At 39.8% G+C, this 24625-nt stretch carries 15 protein-coding genes; 2 read left to right on the top strand and 13 right to left on the bottom strand.

The window, feature by feature from the left end; all coding sequences use genetic code 11:
• Positions 1–116: 116 nt before the first annotated feature.
• Entirely contained in the window at positions 117–512 is a 396-nt protein-coding gene (locus JOC49_RS06505; protein WP_204663594.1) for a nucleoside triphosphate pyrophosphohydrolase family protein, read from the top strand.
• Between the two features lie 49 nt (positions 513–561).
• Here the strand turns inward: JOC49_RS06505 and radA are convergent, their stop codons facing one another.
• From radA to JOC49_RS06450, 11 genes are all read right to left on the bottom strand, one after another.
• Positions 562–1920 (bottom strand): DNA repair protein RadA, encoded by a 1359-nt coding sequence (gene radA / locus JOC49_RS06500; RefSeq protein WP_204663592.1) that lies wholly within the window; start codon positions 1918–1920, stop codon positions 562–564.
• On the bottom strand, positions 1907–4336 hold the full coding sequence (locus JOC49_RS06495; RefSeq protein ID WP_204663590.1) for an ATP-dependent Clp protease ATP-binding subunit: 2430 nt from the start codon (positions 4334–4336) through the stop codon (positions 1907–1909). The genes radA and JOC49_RS06495 overlap by 14 nt, the downstream gene beginning before the upstream one ends.
• 122 nt (positions 4337–4458) lie before the next feature.
• The gene (gene fusA / locus JOC49_RS06490) at positions 4459–6540 is read right to left on the bottom strand and encodes an elongation factor G (protein ID WP_204663588.1); all 2082 of its coding nucleotides are present in this window, start codon (positions 6538–6540) and stop codon (positions 4459–4461) included.
• A gap of 158 nt (positions 6541–6698) precedes the next feature.
• Positions 6699–7517, bottom strand: coding sequence for a Nif3-like dinuclear metal center hexameric protein (locus JOC49_RS06485; RefSeq protein ID WP_204663586.1), 819 nt, complete (start codon positions 7515–7517; stop codon positions 6699–6701).
• Between the two features lie 14 nt (positions 7518–7531).
• Positions 7532–9883, bottom strand: coding sequence for a ribonucleoside-triphosphate reductase, adenosylcobalamin-dependent (nrdJ, locus tag JOC49_RS06480; RefSeq protein WP_204663584.1), 2352 nt, complete (start codon positions 9881–9883; stop codon positions 7532–7534).
• A 206-nt stretch (positions 9884–10089) separates the two neighbouring features.
• Positions 10090–11388 carry a glucose-6-phosphate isomerase gene (locus tag JOC49_RS06475; protein WP_204663582.1) on the bottom strand — a complete coding sequence of 433 codons (1299 nt, stop codon included), beginning with the start codon at positions 11386–11388 and terminating at the stop codon, positions 10090–10092.
• 20 nt (positions 11389–11408) lie between these two features.
• Positions 11409–12353, bottom strand: a complete 945-nt coding sequence (locus tag JOC49_RS06470) for an ROK family glucokinase (protein ID WP_204663580.1) — start codon at positions 12351–12353, stop codon at positions 11409–11411.
• A gap of 29 nt (positions 12354–12382) precedes the next feature.
• On the bottom strand, positions 12383–14743 hold the full coding sequence (locus JOC49_RS06465; RefSeq protein WP_204663578.1) for a glycogen/starch/alpha-glucan phosphorylase: 2361 nt from the start codon (positions 14741–14743) through the stop codon (positions 12383–12385).
• A 46-nt stretch (positions 14744–14789) separates the two neighbouring features.
• Positions 14790–16961 (bottom strand): glycoside hydrolase family 31 protein, encoded by a 2172-nt coding sequence (locus JOC49_RS06460; RefSeq protein ID WP_204663575.1) that lies wholly within the window; start codon positions 16959–16961, stop codon positions 14790–14792.
• A gap of 12 nt (positions 16962–16973) precedes the next feature.
• Positions 16974–17993, bottom strand: coding sequence for a LacI family DNA-binding transcriptional regulator (locus JOC49_RS06455; RefSeq protein ID WP_204663573.1), 1020 nt, complete (start codon positions 17991–17993; stop codon positions 16974–16976).
• 83 nt (positions 17994–18076) lie between these two features.
• Positions 18077–18883, bottom strand: coding sequence for a DinB/UmuC family translesion DNA polymerase (locus JOC49_RS06450; RefSeq protein ID WP_204663571.1), 807 nt, complete (start codon positions 18881–18883; stop codon positions 18077–18079).
• A gap of 134 nt (positions 18884–19017) precedes the next feature.
• Here JOC49_RS06450 and JOC49_RS06445 point away from each other — a divergent pair, with 134 nt between their 5' ends.
• Entirely contained in the window at positions 19018–20730 is a 1713-nt protein-coding gene (locus JOC49_RS06445) for a recombinase family protein (protein WP_204663569.1), read from the top strand.
• Positions 20731–20918: 188 nt separating this feature from the next.
• Here JOC49_RS06445 and JOC49_RS06440 read toward each other — a convergent pair whose 3' ends face one another.
• Positions 20919–23777: an efflux RND transporter permease subunit gene (locus JOC49_RS06440; protein ID WP_204663567.1), complete on the bottom strand. Its 2859-nt coding sequence runs from the start codon at positions 23775–23777 to the stop codon at positions 20919–20921.
• Positions 23774–24343 carry a TetR/AcrR family transcriptional regulator gene (locus JOC49_RS06435; protein ID WP_204663565.1) on the bottom strand — a complete coding sequence of 190 codons (570 nt, stop codon included), beginning with the start codon at positions 24341–24343 and terminating at the stop codon, positions 23774–23776. The genes JOC49_RS06440 and JOC49_RS06435 overlap by 4 nt, the downstream gene beginning before the upstream one ends.
• Positions 24344–24625: the final 282 nt, after the last annotated feature.

The following is a 24625-nucleotide window of genomic DNA, read 5'->3' as shown; positions in this document are numbered from 1 at the left end:
TTAAATGCCTATTTTATTTATCTTTATTACTTTTTGTTTATTTTTATTTGTGATAAAATGAAATCATCCAATAACCTACACGACTTAAAGTCTTACTATAGGAGGAATGAAATACTATGAAAGATTTAATTTATGACGAATTTCAAAACAAAGTAGATGAAGTCCTTATAAGACATGCCAACCTACTTGATATCGTGAGCAAACTCAACGAAGCTGCATCAAAATCCAACAGAGCAGTAATCAAGACCATTACCAATTGCGGGTGTGTAAAAATTGACGTTTCTAAAGTAGATCTCCCTGAAGATTTGTCTTACGAGGAACTAAAAGATTTCAAATCTGAGCACCTTATTGGCGAGCCTTGTCCTATTTGCCGAGATAAAATTGAAGAAGAACTTGGCAGATTGGAGTTTTACGTGGCCGCCTTATGTAATTTGTTAGACCTTAATATGTATGATATTGTTTTGAAAGAATACAAAAAAATCAGTACACTTGGCCGATTCAGCCTATATTAGACCAAATTTAAACCAATGTTTTGAAGGACATCTCAAAACATTGGTTTTTTTAGAAAAAGTAATTAAACACCTCTTCAACATGTTTCATGCCCACAACGTGCATCTCTTTTGGACGATTTAAGCCTTCTAGATTTGCACTTGGAATCAGGGCTTTTTTAAATCCCATCTTGGCCGCCTCATTAATTCTTTGCTGAACTTGATTCACAGCTCTTATTTCACCTGTCAATCCAACTTCACCCAGAACCACCATATCCTCAGGAAAACGTCGTTCTTTAAAGCTAGAAGCAATGGCCGTTACAATTGCCAAATCGGCAGCTGGCTCATCGATGTTCATACCGCCAACAACATTTATATATACATCTTGGTTGTAGAGCACCATACCAACCTTCTTCTCCAAAACAGCTATCAAAAGCACAAGTTTATTATAGTCAATGCCTACTGCCATCCGTCTAGGCATATTGAAATTTGTTTGAGATACCAAGCATTGCATTTCTACTAAAACAGTTCGAGTACCTTCAATAGTGGGAATCACAACTGAACCTGCTTCACGATTTGAACTTCCAGACAAGAATATTTTAGAGGGATTATCTACCTCTTTTAGCCCTTGACCTGTCATTTCAAAGATGCCAATCTCATTTGTAGAACCAAATCGATTTTTTACTGCCCGTAATATTCTAAAAAGATTATGACCCTCTCCTTCAAAATAGAGTACTGTGTCAACCATATGTTCTAACACCTTTGGGCCTGCAATACTTCCCGACTTGGTCACATGTCCAACCAAAAATGTACTTATACCATTTTTTTTAGAAAGATTCATAAATTGATTGGTTGCTTCCCTTACCTGACTGACGCTTCCCGGCGCCGAAGTCACTTCAGAACCATAGACTGTTTGAATAGAGTCCACAACCAAAACATCTGGTTTCAAAGCGTCTACATGATGTTTAATGCGCTCTAAATTGTTTTCAGCCACAATAAAAAGCATATCTGAATCAGCAGATAACCTAGACGCCCTCAACTTCGTTTGCTTTATAGACTCCTCACCAGATACATAAAGTACTTTTCTATTTTGATTGCCAAGATTATCTGCAACTTGAAGAAGTAATGTAGATTTGCCAATCCCAGGATCACCGCCAACTAAGATTAAAGAGCCTCTAACAACACCCCCTCCTAGCACGATATCAAGTTCTCCCATTCCTGTAGAATATCTCTCTTCCACATCAAATAAAATATCTTTAAGTTTTTGAGGTGTACTCTGACTCGAGATGTCCAGCGTACCTGGTTTTTGAGCTGTCGCAGTTATTTCTTCTACAAAACTATTCCAGGCACCACAATCCAAACATTTTCCAAGCCATTTTGGTGACTCATAACCACAATTTTGACAAACGTATTTCATTTTAGTCTTCGACATACACACATCCATCCTCTTGATTATAATTAAATGAAATTTCATTTTTAGCAAATTCCGTATCTAAAAGAATGTCTGAAACCACATCCTTAATTTCTCGATCTACAGCTCGACTTAAGGGTCTTGCGCCATATGCTTGCGTATAATACCGTTCAGCAATATAAGTACATACGGTATCAGAAACATTTACAACAATCTGTCGTATTGCCATTTGTCTTGAAAATGCATCCACATACTGTCTGACAATCAAAGCTGCTGACTCTAAATCCAGTGGATTGAAAACAACCACTTCATCAATTCGGTTCAAAAATTCTGGCCTAAAATATGCCTTACAAGCATCCCGAACATATTCTTCTGCTAGTATATCTGAATTGGCTGTTGAAAAACCCATTTTTCGACTCGCCTTGAATTCAGACCCAATATTTGAAGTCAATACAATCAATGTATTTCTAAAATCAATTGAAAATCCTTTCCCATCTTTTAACTTGCCTTCATCCATGAGTTGCAATAGGACATCCAAAACTTCCGGATGCGCCTTCTCCACTTCATCAAACAAAACCACTGAATACGGGTTCTTCTTTACTGCATTTGTTAAATGTCCACCTTCTCGATTCCCTTCATAGCCTGGAGGTGACCCTATTAATTTTGATACCGAATGCTTTTCCATATACTCTGACATGTCCACTTGGATCAACTGTCTTTCATCGCCATAATAAATTTCTGCAATTGTTTTTGCAAGTTCAGTTTTGCCAACCCCTGTTGGCCCTACAAACATAAACACGCCCGTCGGTCGATTTGGGGTTTGAATTCCAATTCTCATGCGTTTTAGAGCGCGTGAAACCGACTCAACTGCATGATTTTGACCTAAGATACGCGCACCTAAGTGTTCTGGCAATTGTCTTAACCGTTCAACATCAAAAGCGGACATTTTGTGAATCGGAACACCCGTCCACTCTGAAACGACATGCTCAACATCAGATTTTGTAACAACTAATTTTTGGGTGGCCATTAGCGTCTTAATCGCTTCATCTTTTTCAATACTTGACAATATTTTCTTTTCTTCATCTTGAATTTTCGAAGCGCGTACCAGGTCCATTTCCAATAAACTGTCTTCTTTTTCTTGCCTCAACCGATTTAAACGGTATTTTAATTCATCTATAAGTTCAAGATTTTTTAGATTCTCAAATCGTTTTCGAGAGCAAGCTTCATCTATTAAATCAATCGCCTTGTCCGGCAAACGTCTCCCTATAATATATCGCTTGGATAGGTACACCGCACTTTCAATTGCTTCCTCTGAAATAATAACATTGTGATGCTGCTCATAGTTCACCTTAATATGCCTCATAATATCCAAAGCTTCAGTGTCACTTGGTTCATCAACATCTACAAGGGTTAATCGTCTAACTAAAGCCTGATCTGGTTCAATGTACTTATGAAATTCTTCATAAGTTGTTGCACCAATGAGTTGAATTTTACCCGTTGCAAGATGAGGTTTCATAAGACCAACTGCATCGAGAGATTTTTCACCAGTTGCACCGGTCCCAATTAAGTTATGAAATTCATCAAAAAAAACAATCACGTCGTCATCTCTCAAAAGTTGTTCCATCCATTTTTGCATGCGTTCCTCAAATTGTCCGCGATATGAAGTCCCAGACACAAGAGAAGCAATGTTCACTTCAATTAAACGCTTCCCCTTCAATTCTTCAGATAAATTTCTTGAAGCCAAACGGTTTGCCAACCCATGCACAATAGCAGTTTTCCCTACCCCTGGATCGCCTACCAAGCAGATATTGTTTTTCGTTTTGCGTGAAAGAACTTGAATCATACGATCAATAATACCATCTCGACCAAAAACATCTTCAAAAGGAACATCTTTCGCCATTTCAGTGAGATCTACACCCATTTGTAACGCGTCTTTTTCTTCATAAGACTCAAGTAAGTCCATTGTCTTTATTTCAAATGCACCACTTTGATTTTCTTTTATTATTTTTCCAATCTTTGGCGTAGGTTCTAATAAAATTTTAGAAAAATCAAGTCCCGAATTTTTCAATATACGATACCCCATGCACTGGTTTTCATGCATAATAGATAAAAAAATGTGCTCTGGCATAATTTCAGCATTGTTCGTCTTTAACGCGTAGCCATAGCTCCGCCTCAAAACATCTTTAGCGTGCCGAGTATAATCTTCAATACTGTTGCCACCCTTCCCTCTACCAATTAATTTGATAATTTCCTCATTCAAGCGCTCTGTTGTAACCCCATAATCATCAAGGACTTCAGACAGCTTTACACCACTAATCATCGATAGGCCAAGTACAAGATGCTCTGTTCCTACAAAAGCGTGCCCTAAATCCCGGGCACTGGCAAAGGCATTATTGATTACATCATTGGACTTTTCATCAAAATTATAATTGAGCATTTTGCACCTCCTATTCACTACTTTATAGTTTATCAATAACCCTTTACAAAGGAAAGCACAAATATACTTTTCTATGCACAGATAAGAGGACGCCCCCCAGCGTCCTCTTATTTTAGTCCCATTTATTTAGATTCATTATCCGCTTTTATTTGTTCAATAATTTTAACGGCTATTTGCATTGGAACTTCTTCATACCGTTCAACACGCATACTAAACCAACCGCGCGCCTGTGTCATGGATCTCAAGTCCGTAGCATATTCAAACATTTCTGACTGCGGCGCTTCAGCGATAACTTTCTGATAACCGACTTCATCTGGCTCCATACCTAATATTCGACCACGTCTACGGTTCATATCTCCCATAATGTCACCCATATACTCATCTGGAATATAAATTTCAACATGGGCTATTGGCTCCAAAAGAACTGGTTTTGCCTGCTCCATACCTTTTTTAAAGGCAATGTGAGCAGCCATTTTAAATGCCATTTCCGAAGAGTCCACAGCATGGTATGACCCATCAAGCAGGGTCGCTTTGATATTTACAACAGGACATCCTGCTAAAACACCTTTTTCACAAGACTCTAACAATCCCTTTTCAACCGCCGGAATATACTGTCTTGGAACTGAGCCTCCAAATATTTTTTCTTCAAATATAAAAATCTCATTGGAAGGTTCAAACTTAATGTGAACATCTCCATACTGTCCAGCACCACCAGATTGTTTTTTATGCTTTCCTTGAACCGTCGCCACACTTTTAATGGTTTCACGATAAGCTACTTTTGGGCCTTCAAGCGTTACTTCAACACCAAATAAATTTTTCAATTTACTTGTAATAACCTGAATCTGCATTGTCCCCTGACCACCTAGTAGCGTCTGTTTGGTTTCCTTATTACGCTCAATAATAAATGATGGGTCTTCTTCAGTCAGTCTGTGCAATGAAGACACAATTTTTTCTTCATCCCCTTTTGACTTAGGTTCAATTGCTTGGAAAAGTGCGGGTTTTGGGAGGTTCATGCTGTTGTATTGAATCGGATGATCTCGATCGCAAAGTGTGTCACCTGTTTCAGTATGTTGTAATTTTGCAGTTGCACCAATATCCCCAGCAATTACAGAATCCACTTCCAGCTGTTCTTTACCACGCATCAAGAATAAATTCCCAAATTTTTCTTTTTCATCCTTATTGGCATTTAAAATTTCCATGTCTTTTTTAGCTTCACCCGAGTACACTTTGAAAAGAGATATCTTGCCCACAAAAGCATCTACAATCGTTTTAAATACAAATGCTGAAAACGGTTCTGAAGTCTCGACTTTCCTTAGTTCAGTTTCTCCCGTTTCAGGATGCGCGCCCTGGTAAACACCATCACTCAATTCCTTTGGTGTTGGAAAATAATCAAAGATCATGTCCATTAACGTATGGATTCCAATTCGTTTTTCTGCAGCCCCTACAACAACTGGAACAATATCACCCGAGATAACACCTTTTCGAAGGCCTTCATGAATCTCCTCTATCGAAAATTCTTCCCCTTCAAAATATTTCATCATGAGTTCTTCATCACTTTCAGCAACCGCTTCAATAAGCATGTCCCTAATAGGTTTGATTCTCGGTTCCATGTCTTTTGGAATAGCCGCATCAACACATTGCTTTCCATTAAACTCACGTCCAATCATATCAACAACATTGACAAAACCTCTAAATTCAGGGCCTTCTCCCATTGGAATACAAAATGGCGCAATTTTTTTCCCAAAAGTATCTTTTAACTCTTTTATAACTTTTACATAATTTACATTATCCTTGTCCATCTTATTTAAAAAAATGATTTTAGGCATATTCCGTTTTTCAGTAAAATTCCATGCCTTTTCAGTACCAACTTCTATCCCTGATGATGCATCTACCATAATTACTGCGCCACCTGCAACCCTTAAAGCACCAAATACATCTCCAACAAAGTCAAAATAACCTGGTGTGTCTAAGAAGTTATATTTATGGTCTTGCCATTCAATTGGCACCACCGCTGTGCTGATACTAAAACCTCTATTGATTTCTTCTTTATCATAATCCGAAACGGTATTTCCATCTTCGACCTTTCCCATTCGGCTAATAACTTTTGTAGTAAAAAGCAATGCTTCAGCCAATGTTGTTTTTCCACTTCCTCCGTGACCTAAAAATGCGACGTTTCTAATTTTGTCAACCGTGTAATTCTTCATACGTAAAAGTTCTCCTCTCAGTTGGATTTGAATGAATTGTTGCATTATTTGTAATATTCTATAAATTTCGCAAAACTCCTTCTGTATTCCGAAAAAAATAAAAAAAGTGCTCTCAGAAAGTATCCAAGAGCACGCATTTTTTTAAAACTATATTTTTATTATAAAATCCCTGACATTTTATCAACACTTAGTCCACGTTCTTCCCAAGCTGCAATAATGGCATTAAGTCCAATCGAATCACTGGCCATATGTCCAGCTACAATAATATTGCCAATATTTTGCTCTCGAACTGCGGATATCACATCTTCAGGTGCATGCATCGCAACGATTGTCCCTACACCTGCATCAAAATATGCCTTGTAAACATCAGCGCCACCATTGGTTCCCCCAGCATACAGAACCGCAATTTTTCCTGCATAATCTTCTTTTCCACCGCATCTAATAACTGGGTTTGCCTTTGCATTTTTATATATTTCAAGTGTGTTCAAGGCATCAATAACATCTTGTAAAGTTGCCTTAGGCGATTCTTCAAATTTCTCATCCAAATATTTTTGAACGAACCGTTCACCAATTAAGTCCGCTGGCATATGAATGTTCATATATGGCATCTTCATAAGTCTAGCTGCTGAAGGATGACGGTCATAGTTGGAAACATGGCTGCCTATTTCTACAGATTTCTGTTTTTTGCGCAACATTTTCTGCGCCTTATTCACCGGAATGCCAAATGATAGCATACGATCAATCTGAACAGCCATTACTTTATGAAAATCAGTTGTTGCTGTATCGCCTTTAGGATGGTGGCTCACCACTAGATCATATCCAAGTTGCTTTGCCAATAACAATTCTGGCGTTTCCATATCAATTCCAATTAATACTTTATGAATCTCTGACCCTTCCTGATAGATGACAGTATCCTCTGGCATTGTATCCAATCCTGCTAAATCAAGTGCAATTTTCATTAGGTCTTGAGTTGTCATAGCTTCCTCCTGTTTTATCTAACTGGACAAGCGCCCGTTTCACAACCTTCTGTTCCAATATCGAGTTCAACTTCTTCTTTTTCATATTTTGTAATCAAAGAAGGTCTAAATGGCTTCATTTCACTCACGCGTTTGGTGTATTCGGTTTCTTCTATAGCCTCATACGGCATCATTTGATAGAAACTATCATCAAGTGGCAAGAATGATAGGGCGACCGTCTCATCCCAATGGTTATAGACCCATTCTTCAACTGCATCCCATTCCTCAGGGCGAACATGAACGGTTATCGAACAATTGTGGTCTACATAGTGCTCCATAAACATCTTATAAGTTTCCAATTGCTCAATGGCAGAAACATCATATTTCGTCTTGCCATCCGGAGCCTTACATGGAAATTCGACCACTTTTGTTGTGCAGGTTTCTGCATCTTGTCCAATTTCAGGTAAAACTGAATACCCTAATTCCTCACAAACTTGCACCAGCGGGTCATGCGAATTGATTCTTACACGTCTAATATAATAAGGTGAGTGAGAATAATGAACACCACTTGAAACCCCTGGCAATTGAGACAGTGTGCCTTCAGGTTTTACAGTCGTTACCAAGAGCGGTACACGGCCACCTAATTCTGCTGCGTACATTTCTGCTTCTTTTTTAGCAGCGTCTCTCAACTGGCGTAATAAGTTTTTTTGGTCTTCCAGCGACATGCTTGTGGCATTTACCATGTCCTGCCACCCAGTCAAAGAACATCCTAGCAATTTATCTCTTTGCTGAACATTGTTCCACAAAGGAAGTTCGAGTTCTACACAAGTCATACGGTAGCTTGATCTTGCCGACAATCTTTGTGCTTTTAATAGACCTGCCAAATCCAATTTACCATTTTCATCCACAAATGCATAGACATTAATTGTTGTTAAATTACATAGGCCCTTATTGTCCAAGAGAATTTCACCACAAGGATTAACGCCGTTAAAATTCGGTCGTCTGAGAGAGCCAGCAACTTCATTGACCCAACCAGGCTCTCCAGAATAACGCATTCTCTCCAATTGCCACTTAATCATTTCTCGGGTTGGCTTTTCTTTATAATAAATAGAATTGTTACTCATTTGTCTGTGCAGAATTTCTTCATTAACAACCCATTTACCATCTTCCATTGTATAAAGTTTGCTTTTTGCTTCAATAGATTCTTTGTCATCTGCATCGAGAAGCACAATTTCCGCTGTCCGCCTAACGCCTCCAACAACAACATTTTCTCCGATTACATTTGCAATATCCAAACAATCGATTGGTCGCAATTTAACTTGCTTTGCTTCCACTAAAAAACCCGCTTTTTTTACAACCCGGTCTATTTTGTGGAACATATTCTTCAAACTTGTGTGTCCACTTGCTGTTCCGCCAAAAGTTTTAAGTTTTTCACCTTTAGGTCTTACATGATCATAGTCAATAATAATGGTTTTAATGTTTCTATATTCGTTTGTATGAATCAATTTCAAGAAGAAATCTAACGATTGAACCCAACCTTCTTTAGAATCCCCAATTGTAATTTTTACGGTGTTATTATAAAAGAACTCCAAACTGGTATTATCTTCACGTTCTGATCTTGGAAGCGGGGTATAATCTTTATGAACCACCTCAAAATCAGTTCTTACTTTTGGCAATTGTGCCACATCATCGGATAAAATTCTAATGCCAACTCCAGACCCAATCATAAGTAAATAGAAGATGTCTTTAAATGAATCAAAACTATCAACGACTTGAAAACTACAATTATAATTGGCCATTGGATAATGCTTGGCTACAGGTGTACCACCAACCCAAAATGTTCTACCAGACAAAAATTGTCTTAAATTGAAAATGTTGTCAAAAAGTTCCTCAGCTTCTGCCCGAGTCGTTTTAACGATGGCACAGTTATATTCAACCGCTCTTCTGACGGTTTCCCACCAATACTCACGTCTCTTTTCAGCAGGTAACCACCTAGAATACGTTCTATAATAAACAAAATTACCCAACTGATCCATTGGAGAATTCCTGTGCTTGTATTTACTCATAAATTCATCCGTTAGCAAACGGTGATCTTCTTTTTTTCGACTTAAACGGGTTTTATCTTTTTCATTTCTATAGATAATGTATTTTTTTGCCGCATCTTTTCTGGGGCTTTCCATCAACAAATCTTCCACTAAATCTTGAATTTCATCTACTGAAATCGGTTTATCCCTGTTATCCGCAACTTCTACTATTTGCTCGCCAATTGCCTTACAAAGTGGTTCATCAATACCAACTGTCGTTTCTTTCATTGCGTTTTCAATTGCACGTGTAATTTTATAAACTTCAAATTCAACAACCGTTCCGTCCCTTTTAACGACTTTCATTTGCTACACCCCTCCATTTTAAGCTCAAATGCTCTCAAATACTATATTTAGTATCATTTTTGCGTATCGTACCTATATATTGTACCACCCACTTTTAAGCTTGTAAACGTATTCCTAGCAAAAAAAAGAGAAAAGAATTCATTTTCTTTTCTCTTTCATACCATATATAGTACTTAAGTCCTTAATCCACCACAAAATATATGGTTTTATTTTCCAAGCAATCTAAACATGTTCTTCTTATATGCCTCAACACCCGGTTGATCAAACGGATTAACACCTAAAACATACCCGCTGATACCACATGCTTTCATGAAGAAATAAAGCAATTTTCCCAGTGTGAAGGCATCCTTTTGCGACATAGAAATTACACAATTTGGCACATTTCCATCCAAGTGTGCTTCGAGTGTTCCTTTAAAAGCATTGTCATTGACATAACTCATTGTTTTTCCAGATAAGTAATTGAGCCCATCCAAATTAAGCGCATCCGATTCAATCACAATATCTTTTTCAAACGCTTCTACGCGAACGACTGTCTCAAACAAATGCCTTGGTCCATCTTGTACCATTTGGCCCATAGAATGCAAATCAGTTGTATTGTTGAGCTTGGTTGGGAAAAGGCCTTTACCATCTTTCCCTTCACTTTCACCAAAAAGTTGCATCCACCACTCTGATAAAAACGCCATAGAAGGTTCATAGTTCACAAGCGCTTCAATTGCCTTCCCTTTTCGATATAAAACGTTTCTTACAAGAGCATATTGATAAGCTGGGTTCTCATCAACATTCGGATTTCCGTATTCTTTCATGCCCTCTGCTGCACCAGCCATTAAGGCATCAACATCTATGCCTGCTGCTGCTATCGGCAATAAGCCAACAGGTGTGAGTACAGAATACCTACCGCCAACATTTGCCGGAATCACAAACGATTCATAGCCTTCTGCATTGGCTAATTTTCTAAGCGCGCCATTTTCAGAATCTGTCGTGGCATATATTCTAGATTTCACGCCCTCTTTCCCGTATTTGTCTTCAAGGGCTTTTTTTAACACACGGAATGCAATTGCAGGCTCTGTTGTTGTTCCAGATTTGGAAATCACATTTAAACTTACATCTTGATCCTGTATCATTTCCAGTAATTCTGTCAAGTAAGTGCCACTAATTTGATGACCTGCAAAATAAATCTTAGGCCCCTTACGTTTTTCTTTAGGGAGCTCGTTATAAAATGTGTGCGATAAGGCATCAATCACAGTCTTAGCACCTAAATAAGAACCACCAATACCAATAACAATTAGCACGTCTGAATTGGATGCAATTCTTTTTGCAGATGCCTTAATTCTCTCGTACTCTTCACGATTGAAATTCTCAGGATAATCAAGCCACCCTATATAGTCATTCCCTGGTCCATTTCCTTCATGTAACATCTGATGTGCCAGCTCTACCTGCTTTTTTAGATTTGTGTATTCATGTGGCTGAATCATTGCGTTTGTATAATCAAATTTGATATGACCCATATTTTTGTCCTTTCTTTTCTTTAATCCTGAATTTTTGCGTACATTGCCGCACCAATAATACCTGCATCATTTTTCAATTTCGCAAGTTCTACACGTGCACAGTCTGTAGCTTTAAAATATTTGAGTGCCTCAACGGTGGTTTTAACCTTATCTAAAAGAAAATCTCCAGCATTGGCTAAGCCCCCACCTAAAACGACAATTTCAGGATCGATAAAACTAACAGTATTCATAATTCCTATTGCAAGATATTTTACCATTCTGTCTATGACTTTCACAGCCACAGGATCTTTCAGCATGGCCGCTTTAAAAATAATTTCACCATTAATTTGATCCCAATCACCCTTTGCATATTCCAGTATTAAGGACTCCGGTGTTTCAATCAGCAAATGTTTGGCGTACCTAATAATGGCTAAAGATGAGACGAAAGTCTCTAGGCACCCATTTCTGCCACAATTGCAATCATACAGGCCTTCGCCTACAATCATATGCCCCAGTTCAGACCCGATACCATGATGCCCAGATATTGCCTTGCCGTCCAGGATAATACCGCCACCAACGCCAGTGCCAAGCGTCAACATCACTGCATTGCTGTATTTTCCTTGTTGTGCAACACTAAATTCTGCTACAGCAGCCACTGTGGCATCATTGTCAATATATATCGGCAAGTCAATTGCCGTTTGCAGTCTGTCCTTTAAGGGTACATGATACCAGTTCAGATTCACACAAGCTATCACTTCACCGGTATGTGGATCCGCAATACCAGGGATTCCAATACCAACACCCTTTACGACGTTAGGTTCAAGACCTTCTAACAAACTGTAAATCACCTTCAAAATATCTGCAATAACAGCGTCTGCACCTCTAGACGGGTCGGTTGGAACAGAAGTCTTTTTTATAATATCACCGCTATCCACTACCAAACCTCCGGCAATGTTGGTGCCACCTAAATCAATTCCTATATACACATTGTCCTCCACTAAATTTGATAAGACAATTATACATCAATGCGATTTATATGCCAAATATCATTTGCATACTCTTTGATTGTGCGGTCAGAACTAAATTTCCCTGCACCACAGATATTCATCCAACATTTTTGAGCCCAAGCCAATCGGTCTCGGTAATCAGCATCAACTTGCTTTTGAGCTGCCACATAACTGTCGAAATCTTGAAGTACAAAATAATTGTCTGCTGTATGCCATGTTGCGCCTTCTAGAAGTGCATCATATAGATCTTTAAACATACCCGTACCACCATCATCAAAAGTTCCGTCAATTAGAGTTTCTACAATTTGCTTTAATCTTGGATTCGATTCGAGAACTGCTACGGGGTCATAACTTTCTTTAATGGCTTCAATTTCTTCAACTTTAAGGCCAAATATATAATTGTTTTCAAGTCCAGCTTCTTCCACAATTTCCACATTGGCACCATCAAGTGTCCCAATAGTTGGTGTGCCATTTAGCATGAATTTCATATTTCCAGTTCCAGATGCCTCTTTTCCAGCTGTTGAAATTTGTTCTGACAAGTCAGCTGCTGGAAAAAGTTTTTCAGCATATGAAACTCGGTAATTGCTCACGAATACAACTTTAAGCTTAGCATTCACATCAGGATCATTGTTAACCTTCCTTGCAATTTCATTGATAAACTTTATAATGCCTTTGGCCCTAAAATATCCTGGCGCAGCTTTAGCACCAAAAATAAAAGTTCTTGGTACGATATCCAATTTTGGATTCTCTTTAAGGTCAAAGTATAGATTCAAAATTTGGAATGCATTTAACAGTTGTCTTTTGTACTCATGTAATCGTTTAATTTGAATGTCAAAAATTGAATTCGGATCAATCTCTATCCCCTCAACTTCTTTGATATACTCAGCAAGTTCTATTTTTTTTGCTTTCTTAATTGCCAAAAAACGATTTAAAACAGCTTCATCCGACTTATAATCTTCCAATTTACGAAGGTCAGACAATTCTTTTGCCCAATTTGAATTCCCCAAAAGTTCAGTTATCATATCAGACAATTCCCTATTTGCTAGCTTAAGCCATCTTCTTTGAGTAATACCATTGGTTTTGTTTTGAAATCTTTGCGGATAAAGTGCATACCATTCCTTCAATTCTTGATCTTTTAAAATCTCCGTGTGCAGTGCTGCAACACCATTGGTTGCATGGGTTCCATAAATTGCAAGATAAGCCATATGGATCATATTGTCTTTAATTATACGCATCGCTTCAATCTGTGCTTTTTCATATCCCGCATGCTTTAATTCAGCAACAAATTGCTTGTCTATTTTTTCAATCAACTCATAGATTCGTGGCAACAACTCCTTATAGAACCCAACCCACCATTTTTCAAGTGCCTCTTGTAGAATTGTATGATTGGTATAAGCAAATGTTTTCCTGGAAATTTCCCATGCGCGTTTAAAACTCAGGTTTTCTTCATCAATTAAAATTCGCATTAATTCTGGAATGGCAACAACTGGATGTGTATCATTCAGTTGAACAGCATAGACTTCAGGAAACTTATCAAAATGTTTGCCATGAGTCTTTTTAAATTTTGCCACCAATTCTTGCAATGATGCAGAAACGAAAAAGTACTGCTGTTTCAATCTTAGGATTTTCCCTTTTTCTTCGGAATCATTTGGATACAACACGCGCGAAATATCCTCAGCTCTGTTTTTCTTTTCAACGGCTTCATCATATTCCTGGTCGTTAAAAAGTTCAAAATCAAATGGTTCCAAAGGCTCTGCCTTCCATAACCTTAATGTATTTACCGTGCTTGTATCATAGCCAACAATTGGTGTGTCATATGGAACTGCTTTTATGTCTCCATCTGAAAAGCGCACAATTTGCGCTTCATTCTCACGGCGAATGGACCATGGATCGCCATTTTTTAACCAGTGGTCTGCCGTTTCTTTTTGAAAGCCATCTTTAAAATATTGCTTAAATATGCCATAGTCATACCGAATACCATACCCATTAAGCGGCAAATCCAATGTCGCTGCAGAATCCAAAAAGCATGCGGCTAAACGCCCTAACCCACCATTACCTAGTCCTGCATCTTCTTCTCTTTCTTCTAAAGCATTTAAAGAGAATTTCAGTTCACTCAGTTCTGCTTCAATATCTTTATAAAGTTTTAAGTTCATTAAATTATTGCCTAAAGCGCGCCCCATCAAAAATTCAGCTGAAAGATAAACGGCTTGTTTTTGAGTGGATTGAGCTTCCTTTGTCTTGCGCCATTGATCTGCAATCTGAGACATTACAGTTTTTGAAAGTGCATAGTACACCTCCTGCTCTGTTGCTTTATCCAGGTTTGTACCAAACTCGGATTTAAGAAAACCCTTTACCGATTCAATCATCATTCTAATTAACCTCCTTGGAAACGTTTCCAATTTTTTAAAAAATTATTTACACCATGGAAATCCCTGTATCCTGACCCTCTTGAACGGTCACTTGAACAGCTCCATCGCCATCTATAAGATAAAATGTTGCTTTACCTAGTGAAGCATCATTTGTATCCACTTGAATTGAAAAACCCTCTGTCTTTCGTGTTACTGTAAACTTTGTTTTTAGAGTTTCATAGGCTTTTGTAAAGCCATCATCATTTGTAAGCGTATACTCAGCAACCGTATCAACAAAGCCAATAACTGTGATTTCAGCTAAATCCAAATCATTCACTCTGTTTTTGGGCTTTACTAAAACGATTAATTTGTTTTTCCTAATGAAAATTGGTATCTGTGATAAGTTAAGATCAATATAATGGTGTCCTTGATCTAAGAGAGTAAGCTGGTCTTTTGACAGTGATTCATAGTTTTCCGCTTTCCATAGCACCATATCTTCAGGACAATATGTCATTCTGCCTCTGGCGTTTTGCGTGTAAACTGGTGCCAGCATAATACCATCACCAAACATAACTTGATCTTCTACACTTCTGCTGTAATGATCTGAATAAAAAAAGGAAAGTGGCGCAAACAAAAGTTTGTTCTCCAAAACGGCAGCCATAAATTCAGAATACAAAAAAGGAATCAAGGCATAGCGTAATCTAATGACATCACGAATTAGGCTAAGTGTTTTTGCATCCATTGCCCATGGTTCTTGCGGTCTTGTTCCCATTGCACTATGGTTTCGGAACAAAGGTGTAAACAAACTAAATTGATGCCATCTTGTTAAAAGTTCTGGGCTGACATTCCCGCCAAAACCACCTGTATCAGCTCCCGAATAAACAAATCCTGCCATGTTCAGACCTGGCATCATCTGTACATTGAGCTTTAAATGCTCCCACCATGAATGGTTGTCACCAGTCCAAATACCAGAATATTTGGCCATGCCAATATGTGAAGCTCTGGTAATCATCAGAAATCGCTTGTTTGAATCATAAGATTCAAATCCCTTTGCGGCCGCTTTTGTCATATGATAGCCATATAAATTGTGGACATCTAGATGATTCACTTTCTTTCCTTCATACGTATGATACATGCGCTTGTAGTCGGTCATGCTATTGGATAAATTTAAAATTCGATCTTTGAGTTCAAAAAAAGTATATATATCGAGATTTTTCCCCTTTTGCTGTTCAGCAAATTCAATTGCATCTTTCAACCCTTGCTCTGAGTAGAAAATAGCAGGTTCATTCATATCATTCCAGAATCCTTCAATTCCAAGATCCATTAACTTGTGATACTTTTCTCCAAACCAGCTTTCAACTTCAGGGTTTAAAAAATCTGGGAAATGAACTTTTCCAGGCCATACAGCTGCCGGAAAAGGTTTGCCCTCATCCGTCTTTACAAAGTAATCGTTCTCAATTCCCTCTTCATAAACTTCATAATCGGGCTCTACTTTTACACCTGCATCTATAATTGGCACCAAGTGAATGCCACTTTTATATAAAGTTTCAACAAATTTCTCAAAATCAGGGAAAGCCTTAGCGTCTATTGTGAAGTCTTTAAAACGTTCCATATAATCAATATCCAAATAAATGGCATCACAGGGGATATCATATTCATCAAAAAGAGTTGCAATTTCTGTGACCCTCTCTGCAGTTTCATAGCTCCACCTACTTTGTTGATATCCAAATCCCCATTTTGGCGGGATATAACTCTGTCCGATTAAGGTTCTAAATTTTTTGACAATCTCTTTTCCACTGCCTTCAAAAATATAAAACGTCACATCAACACTCGAGACACGAATCTGTAAAAAATCTGACTTTATAAAATCAACATCAAAAATAACTTCTCCAGCGAAATCCACATAGATACCCACAGGAGACGCGCCATGTATGATTAAAAAATTGTGTGCCCCATAAAGCGCCTGCTTATCTGGTGTATGATTGGGATCATCTGAACAAAATGACCGGTATTCAAACCCCCTCTTATTCATGCCACGAACGGACTCTCCCAACCCATAAACAGAATCTGTAGGGCGTAAGGGAATGTCCCAAATAATACAACCGTCTTTTACATCTATATTTCCAATCACCTCATACGCATCCACTTCATTATAATTGCCTTGTTCAATGGTATGTGTTGGAATCATGTTTCCAAAAACAAGTTTTTTTCCATAATTATCGGATTTAAAATACCGCATAAGTCCTCCCTTTTATAAGAGTTCCGCACAGGATGCTCTCTGAACCAATTGTGTTTCATATACCATATGCTGATGTGTCGCCTCACCCTGTATAACATTAAGAAGAATTTCAGCTGATGCAGATGCAATTTCTTCTACAGGCTGACGGATTGTCGTAAGTGGTGGATTATAATAAGCCGCATAATCAATATCATCGAATCCGATAATAGATAATGTTTCTGGAATCTCTCTTCCAAATTCTTTTGCTGCTTTAGCCGCTCCAATTGCCATAACATCTGAAATCACAACTATTGCCGTTAGGTCTGGCGCTTTTTCTAAAAGGCGCTTGGTCGCTTCATACCCACTCTCAAAAGTATAAGATCCCCACTCAAAATAGTGCTCTTGTTTGGGAATCCCTTTGTTCCCTAATAATTTCAAATACCCATTTGTTCTATAGGTGCCAACGGATCGATCCTCACCACCAGACGTCAACAAGCCAATGTGACGATGACCAATCTCATATAAATACTCCGTTGCTCTATACGCAGCTTTTTCATTATCAATTATGACACTAGAAAACAGAGCTGTGCTTGCGCCACTTGGTACCTCAGTGGATGTAAATACAATAGGAATATCTAGTCGCTCTATATCTACATCTGTCACTTGATCAAAATCACCACCTAGACATATTATGCCTCTTAGTCTTTTTTCAACTACAAATTCATAAGCAGCATCTATATCTCTGTGTTCCTCTGTATTATAATGAATAATCACAGAAAAACCTTCTTTTGCAAGTGTTTTCTCAATCGTTTGTATCATTTTAGCAAAAAAAGGATTATAAAGGCCCTTAATTAAAATGCCAATATTAGATGATTCAGTACGCTTTAAATTACGCGCACTATTATTGGGAATATAATTGTACTTTTCAATAACCGCATGTACAGCTTCACGCGTTTCATCTTTTACATCCGGATGACCATTAATCACTCTTGAAACTGTACTTACGCCGACACCTGCTAGACGCGCAATATCTTTGATATTAGTAGTTTTCATAATATTCTCTCCTATTGGTAACGTTTCCGGTAACGTTACCATTTTAGTATATCATATTTCGCTTTTTTTTCAATCCTAAGAACTCAATCTGAATCTAACAAACTAAACTGTCTAAAATGATCTGATTCCAAATTCGAAATTGTAAGTCCAACCAATCGTACAGGTTTGTAAAAATCAATCTGATCAATTAACAAATAAAGACCTTCTTTCAAAGTTTCATAATGATTTGTGTAATTGTCAAATGAATGGCTTCTTGTAATTTGTTCAAAGTCCGTATATTTAATTTTGACAACTAAAGTCTTGCAAAGCCATTTTTTGCCTTTCATTACTTCATAGATTTTATCTAAATAGTCTAATAAGTATGTGGTTATTTCGTGTTGATCATCTATATCCACATCCAAAGTGGTCTCTTTCCCATATGATTTCCGTTCATAATTCCTTACAATAGGTCGCAAATCAATGCCATGAATTCTATCATAAACATCGCGCTCTCCTAAAATGGTTTGCAACAAATCTTGCGGATAATTGTATAAGTCTTCAATCGTAAATATACCGATTCTATTTAACCTTTCGGCAGTTTTCTTGCCTAACCCATGAATTTTTATTATTGGAAGTGGTTTAAGCAATTCGGGTATATCTGATTTTTTGATTTCAAATATACCATCGGGTTTGTTCCAATCTGACGCTAATTTGGCTAAAAATTTATTATAAGCTGAAAACAATGCTATCTTAAAAAATCTAGATGTAGAAGACATCAAGGCTAAAAGAAAAGAAGTAGAAGAAACAATCGCTGAAAAAACAAAGTTATGGGAGGCTTTTGACAAAGACCATGTCTTTAGAGAAGCATCCTTAAATAAGCTTAAAACCCTCAAGGGTTCAGATAAAGCCATTTATAAAATACTAGATATCTCTTTTATAAGAGCGTGGGTGATTCACATTACAGTGGAGTCACCTTTTTTATTTACCATTAAGTGGATTGATGGAGAAGAAACCGTTGTCGGTCAATTTAGAGGAGGAATGTACTATGACTCAAAATAGAAACTCTTCAGCGATGAATCCTCGAGTTCGGGTAATCCCTGCGAATATGAACATGCAAAGAAGAGGGGAAGGAGAAGAAGAACCAAAGGTTAAAGTTGCAGCCTATGCAAGGGTGTCAACTCTTGAAGAAGAGCAACAGTCAAGTTATCAGCTTCAGGTTTCCTATTTTGAAGAATACATTGAAAGAAAACCGGACTGGGAACTTTATAAAGTGTACAGTGACGAGGGTGTAACAGGAACAAATACAAAGTACCGAACCGGCTTTAACCAGATGATCAAGGATGCCAAAGAAGGTAAATTTGATTACATCATCACCAAATCCATCAGCCGGTTTGCTCGAAATACTCTCGACTGCCTGACCTATGTGAGGATGCTTAAAAATCTAGACAAACCTGTGGGAATCATATTCGATAAAGAGGGAATTAACACATTGGACTCCCAATCTGAAACGATATTAGTTGTCATCGCAAGCGTTATGGAGGAAGAAAGTAGAACAATCAGCGCCAATGTAAGTTGGGGTGTTCAGAAGAGATTTTCAAGAGGAATACCACACATACCGACAACCTATTTTCTCGGCTACGATGAGGATGAGGAAGGCAATCTAATCATCAATGAAGAAGAAGCCAAGATTGTAAGAAGAATATATCGAGAGTTTCTAAGCGGGAAAGGAACACCACTTATTGCCAAGGGTCTAACCAAGGATAAAGTAAAAACAGCTAGGGGAAACACCAAATGGACCAGCGATTCGGTTCTCAAGCTGATAAAAAATGAAAAATTCTGTGGTCATGCACTGTGCCAGAAGTCAGTTACTCTAGACCCTTTAACCCACAAGCGGGTGAGAAATAAAAACCACAAACCACAGTATTTCATACGAAACAATCACCCGCCGATTATTTCAGAGGAAGATTGGAACGCGGCTCAGAAGGAGCTGGAACGTAGAAGCAGAATGCGCCATGATCCAGATGGGAAGTACCGAAGATGTTATAGCAACACAGCTCCCTTTTCTAACATGCTATTTTGTGGGGAGTGCGGGGTTCCGGTGCACAGAAGACGCCTTACCTCAAAGAAAAATGGCCAATCCTATAAATTCACGGTATGGCAGTGCAGGGTATCAGCGATGAAAATGGAAGCGGATTATGAATGCCATACAAAGTATATATGGGAAGAAGTCATTGAAAGAGCTTACAATGAGATGCTTCTGAAAATGACAAAAGAAATCGACCAGATTCGAATGGAAGGTGAAGCGGCCATAAAAGAGGTCAGCCTATCTGAAGAAGAAAATGCACGATTAGAAGAAGTGGAAGAAATCATTGACAGAATCAGCGATCAAATTACTGAAATGTCTATGAGAGAAAGTATCACCAACGATCCCATCTATGACGCCACCCTTAGAAATCTTATTTACGAGTCTCAAATTTACCAACAAGAACATGAAAACCTCCTGAAGAACAAAGAGGAAAGCATCTTTATGAAGAAGAACCTGGATATTCTTATTGAGTATCTACAGGGGCTGCAAGACTTCGAAACCTTCGATGCAAAAATGTTTAGAGAGACTGTTGAACGGGGTCTCATCTATGATGATTACCAAATGGAGTTTATCTTTAAATGTGGGGTCAAGCGAAAGGCCCTCGGCTGGAGGAGAGGAAAGGATCCGGTGGAACCACTGGGTTTAGATACTCTTGAGAAAATAGATTCCTAAGCATTAGTAAGAAACTGAATACCTAGTGTACTTAAAATACTCCTTTGACCATTAGAGATTGTACTTGCACGTTATTTCTGCAGAAAAAGTTTGCCCTTTCCTGAACTCGGAAGAGCTCAATAAAAGAGCCGCTATCCTTACTGAACATTTCAGCAGGACAGCAGCCCTAATCACAGTTAAATATTCTTCTAAGCTGTCATTTCCTCCTTTTCAGAAAGAATCGCTGCAGCCTTCTTTTCCTTTCCTGACAGCAGGAATCTGTCCATCAGATACAGAATGGGGGGAAGCAGCACGAAGGTGGACAGCAGTGCCAGGGAGATATTGACCACGGTCATGAGACCGAAGTCTCTCAGGATCACAAAGTCTGAAAGCATCAGCACGGAGAACCCGCCCACAGTGGTGAGACCAGATGCAAGGATGGCGGCGCCGATGGAGCCCACGGCGTTTTTCATGGACGCTTCTCTACCTTCTCCTTTTCTTCTTTCCTCTGTGTATCTCTCCATGAGCATGATGGTCATTTCCGTACCCATGCCCAGGACCAGTGCACCGAGTGTGGCTGTGATGGGTGTATAGCTGATTCCAGCCAGATACATGATACCACTGGATAGACCAATGATGCTGACCACAGGCAGGATCGGAATCAGTGCCTTCACAGGGTTTCTGTAGATCAGAAGCAGCGCCGCAAATACGAGAATGAGCCCCAGACCTGTCATGGCCAGTCTTCCGCTGGTCAGGCCTTTGACCATTTCGATATCCAGAATGCTTTTACCGGTGACGGCGGCATTCAGGTCACTATCATTCATCGTTTCCTTGAGCGATGTGACAAACTCTTCCAGCTCGCTGGTTGGCAGATGCCTGATGTTTAAGATCAGTGCACTTTTTGTAGCATCTTCCGTGATGAACATGCTCGACATGGATACGGGCAGATCGCTGACTGTATCCGCGTAGTCTTTAAAGGAAAGGGTCTCATCTCCGGAAAAGAGCATGGCGCTGCCAGCAAGGGACTTCACATCCGTGATGACATCAGGATACTTCGCCTCCAGATAATCTCCTGTCTCCTTGATGCGTTCAAGGCTTGCCGCCTTGTCCAGGTCCGTTCCTGTAAGATACAGAATCACCTGGTCTGTGGAACCCATGACGTCTCGTACCGTATGAAGATCCACCAATGCAGGCATTTCCTGGGGCATGAAGGATTCCATGTCTGTTTCGATGCCGATGCTGGAGTCTCTGGAGAATCCCGCCACGGATAGCAGAAGAAAGAGAATCAGGATGGGGTATTTCAGCTTCAGGATGAAACCTGTCATGGCCCCTAAGACGGACTTCACTCTACTTCCCGCCTCAGCTCCTGCACTTTTCTTCTGCACGCTGGAAGGCTTTCCGATGGTGTTTCTGATGTGAAGGATCGGCAGCAGGATGAACAGACTGCCCAGGAAGCTGATGAATACACCCAAGGTCAGCATTTTCCCGAAATCCTGGATCATGGGTACCGGGGAGATATAGAGGGACAAAAAGCCCAGTATGGTGGCAAGGACCGCGATGAACACCGCTTTGCCCACATGCTTCACTGTGGATACCACAGAGCCCTCTTCCTCATATCGGTTGTGGAACTGGATGGAATAATCGATGCCAAGACCGATGAGGATGGGAAACACTGCCATGGAAACCATAGTGACGGGAACACTGATGTGTCCCATGAATCCCAGGGTGGCAATGACCGATACCAGGATCACCGCCAGACTCAGCATTCTCCACTGGACCTTGAAGACCAGTGCCAGTACCAGCAGCATGATGACAAGGGCAGAGCCCACCATGATCATCATGTTGACTTTCATCTCGGACTGAAGGGAGGTATCCAGTACGGGTTTACCCGAAACCATGTAGGTAAGGGTATCGAAGTTTTCACCGGAGAGCCCCTCATTGAGCTCCTCTATGATCTCCACTTTTCTGGCATCGGATACGCCTCCATCAAGCTTCACGATCATCATACCGGTGGTCCCTTCTTTGACCACATCGGAGAAGACCGTTCTCAGGTTGCCCTCTTCATAAAGAAGCAGATCCGCTTCTTCCTGAGACTTTGGAAGCGTCGCTTCCATCATGTCTGATTTTTCATGAAACATGGCCAGTGCGCCTGAAATCTCCGTGAGGCTTCCTCCCATGGTGATGAAGCCTTCTGCCATGGTCTTCAGCTCTTCCGGGGAGATACCGCCCTTCAGGCTGTCTTTCATGGCTTCGGTTTCGCTTCCGAGGCGGTCTTTGATGCCATCAAGTGCAGTTGCAGTTTCCCGGGGTCCCCCTTCCAGCTGCTTTGCTCTGGCAGACATCTCTTTCAGACCTGAAGCGCTTTTATCGAGATTCTCGGCCAGTGCTGTGAGCTGCATGCTCATCTGCGGATTCCCCGCAGCAGTGTTTCCCAGCTCCTTCAGTTTTCCGCTGATGGTGGAAATCCCTTCCGCCGCATTCCATGTACCGTCGGAAAGACCACCGATCCCAGTGGCGATATTGTTCTGACCGTCTATGAGCTTATCGAAATTGGAAGTGGCTTGGGTGAAGCCTTCTAGCTTCTCTTCCATCTCCTTGGGATCAGGCACTTCCTTCAGCAGCAGCGTATGTCCGATTTCACTGAGTTTTGAGCCCATCTCAGATAGACCGCCGCTTAGCTCCAGTACATTTTCTTCCATGACATCCGACTGACGGATGGTCATCTGGTGCAGCAGTGTGGCAGGACTCATGATGGAATAGATGTCCTCATCATAAGCCATTCTCTTTTCCACATTCCACATTTTAGTGAGATTCTCCACGGATAGGAGCTCCTCTTCCGTAGAAGCCTCAAAGACCACAAGGATGGAATCTCCGCCAAAGGTGTCCTCCATCTCCTCGTGCTGCTTGTAGACTTCCGTTTCCGCATCCACCAGGGTGTCATTTCCCGTGGCCATATAGATGTTTCTGGCACCGATGAGCATAACCACCACCAGAAACAGTGCTGTTAAAAGCACCTTGAAGGGATGGTTTTCAATAAGTCTTCCGATTTTCTCAAATAATCTGGTCATAATCTCTCTCCTTGCATGTTATCGAGTAGTAGATCTGTAATCTGATACACGTAATTTCTGATGGACTTCGCATTCTGTTCAGGCATATACAGAAATGAAAGCAGAGAACCCATGATCATTCTCACGGCCATGGGGCGCATGTCTTCTCTGATGGGAGCCTGTCCGATGCTCTTTTCAATGATTCTTCTGATTTCGCTGGATAAATCCACCCCCATGCCGCTGAGCTCCGGAGATTCATTGAGAATCAGTTTTATGGTTTCGTAATTCTCGGATATGAAGGTGATGCGGTCCAGAAGTATCGCCTGCAGCCTTTCTCTGGGTGTCATGCCTGCGGATGTTTCCATCACTTCCTCCAGGGTCTTCACAATGAAGGGTCTGACTCCTTCCAGGTAGATTTCCTGCTTGCTGGTGAAGTACCGGAAGAGTGTCACTTCCGTGATTTCTGCGGAATCAGCGATCTCCGCCGTGGTGGTTCCCTTAAAGCCTTTCTCCTTGAACACATTCATGGCACTTTCTATAATCTGTTTTCTTCGATCTTCTCTGGTCATTCTTGTTCTTGTTCCCATTTTGACCTCCTTATGTAAGTAATCACTTACTTAGTATACCAACCCTCTCATCAGATGACAAGTCTTTTCATAGAGAAAAATCGCAGAATCCTGAAATAACCATCCAATCCCGTCGCAGACCATATGGCAATCATACGGGGTTTCCTATATCATGGAGATATGGAAATAACGAGAAATGGAAAGTATTATACCTAAATTCCACGTGTGTTTTTTATTAGCTTCAAAAATCACTATTTCACGAAGAATTTAGACTGCTTCTCACACATGGTAACATTATTTACA

The sequence above is a fragment of the Fusibacter tunisiensis genome, assembly GCF_016908355.1.
Taxonomy (GTDB): Bacteria; Bacillota; Clostridia; order Peptostreptococcales; family Acidaminobacteraceae; genus Fusibacter_D; species Fusibacter_D tunisiensis.
This window is presented reverse-complemented; position numbering and strand designations above follow the sequence as displayed.

What these genes read in the sequence shown, in the direction of transcription:
- JOC49_RS06435 (WP_204663565.1), bottom strand. Translation starts at nt 24,343, where the DNA reads ATGGGAACAAGAACAAGAATGACCAGAGAAGATCGAAGAAAACAGATT.
- JOC49_RS06440 (WP_204663567.1), bottom strand. Translation starts at nt 23,777, where the DNA reads ATGACCAGATTATTTGAGAAAATCGGAAGACTTATTGAAAACCATCCC.
- JOC49_RS06455 (WP_204663573.1), bottom strand. Translation starts at nt 17,993, where the DNA reads ATGAAAACTACTAATATCAAAGATATTGCGCGTCTAGCAGGTGTCGGC.
- JOC49_RS06495 (WP_204663590.1), bottom strand. Translation starts at nt 4,336, where the DNA reads ATGCTCAATTATAATTTTGATGAAAAGTCCAATGATGTAATCAATAAT.
- JOC49_RS06445 (WP_204663569.1), top strand. Translation starts at nt 19,018, where the DNA reads ATGACTCAAAATAGAAACTCTTCAGCGATGAATCCTCGAGTTCGGGTA.
- JOC49_RS06505 (WP_204663594.1), top strand. Translation starts at nt 117, where the DNA reads ATGAAAGATTTAATTTATGACGAATTTCAAAACAAAGTAGATGAAGTC.
- JOC49_RS06460 (WP_204663575.1), bottom strand. Translation starts at nt 16,961, where the DNA reads ATGCGGTATTTTAAATCCGATAATTATGGAAAAAAACTTGTTTTTGGA.
- nrdJ (WP_204663584.1), bottom strand. Translation starts at nt 9,883, where the DNA reads ATGAAAGTCGTTAAAAGGGACGGAACGGTTGTTGAATTTGAAGTTTAT.
- fusA (WP_204663588.1), bottom strand. Translation starts at nt 6,540, where the DNA reads ATGAAGAATTACACGGTTGACAAAATTAGAAACGTCGCATTTTTAGGT.
- JOC49_RS06485 (WP_204663586.1), bottom strand. Translation starts at nt 7,517, where the DNA reads ATGACAACTCAAGACCTAATGAAAATTGCACTTGATTTAGCAGGATTG.
- JOC49_RS06465 (WP_204663578.1), bottom strand. Translation starts at nt 14,743, where the DNA reads ATGATGATTGAATCGGTAAAGGGTTTTCTTAAATCCGAGTTTGGTACA.
- radA (WP_204663592.1), bottom strand. Translation starts at nt 1,920, where the DNA reads ATGTCGAAGACTAAAATGAAATACGTTTGTCAAAATTGTGGTTATGAG.
- JOC49_RS06450 (WP_204663571.1), bottom strand. Translation starts at nt 18,883, where the DNA reads ATGGCTTTATCTGAACCCTTGAGGGTTTTAAGCTTATTTAAGGATGCT.
- JOC49_RS06475 (WP_204663582.1), bottom strand. Translation starts at nt 11,388, where the DNA reads ATGGGTCATATCAAATTTGATTATACAAACGCAATGATTCAGCCACAT.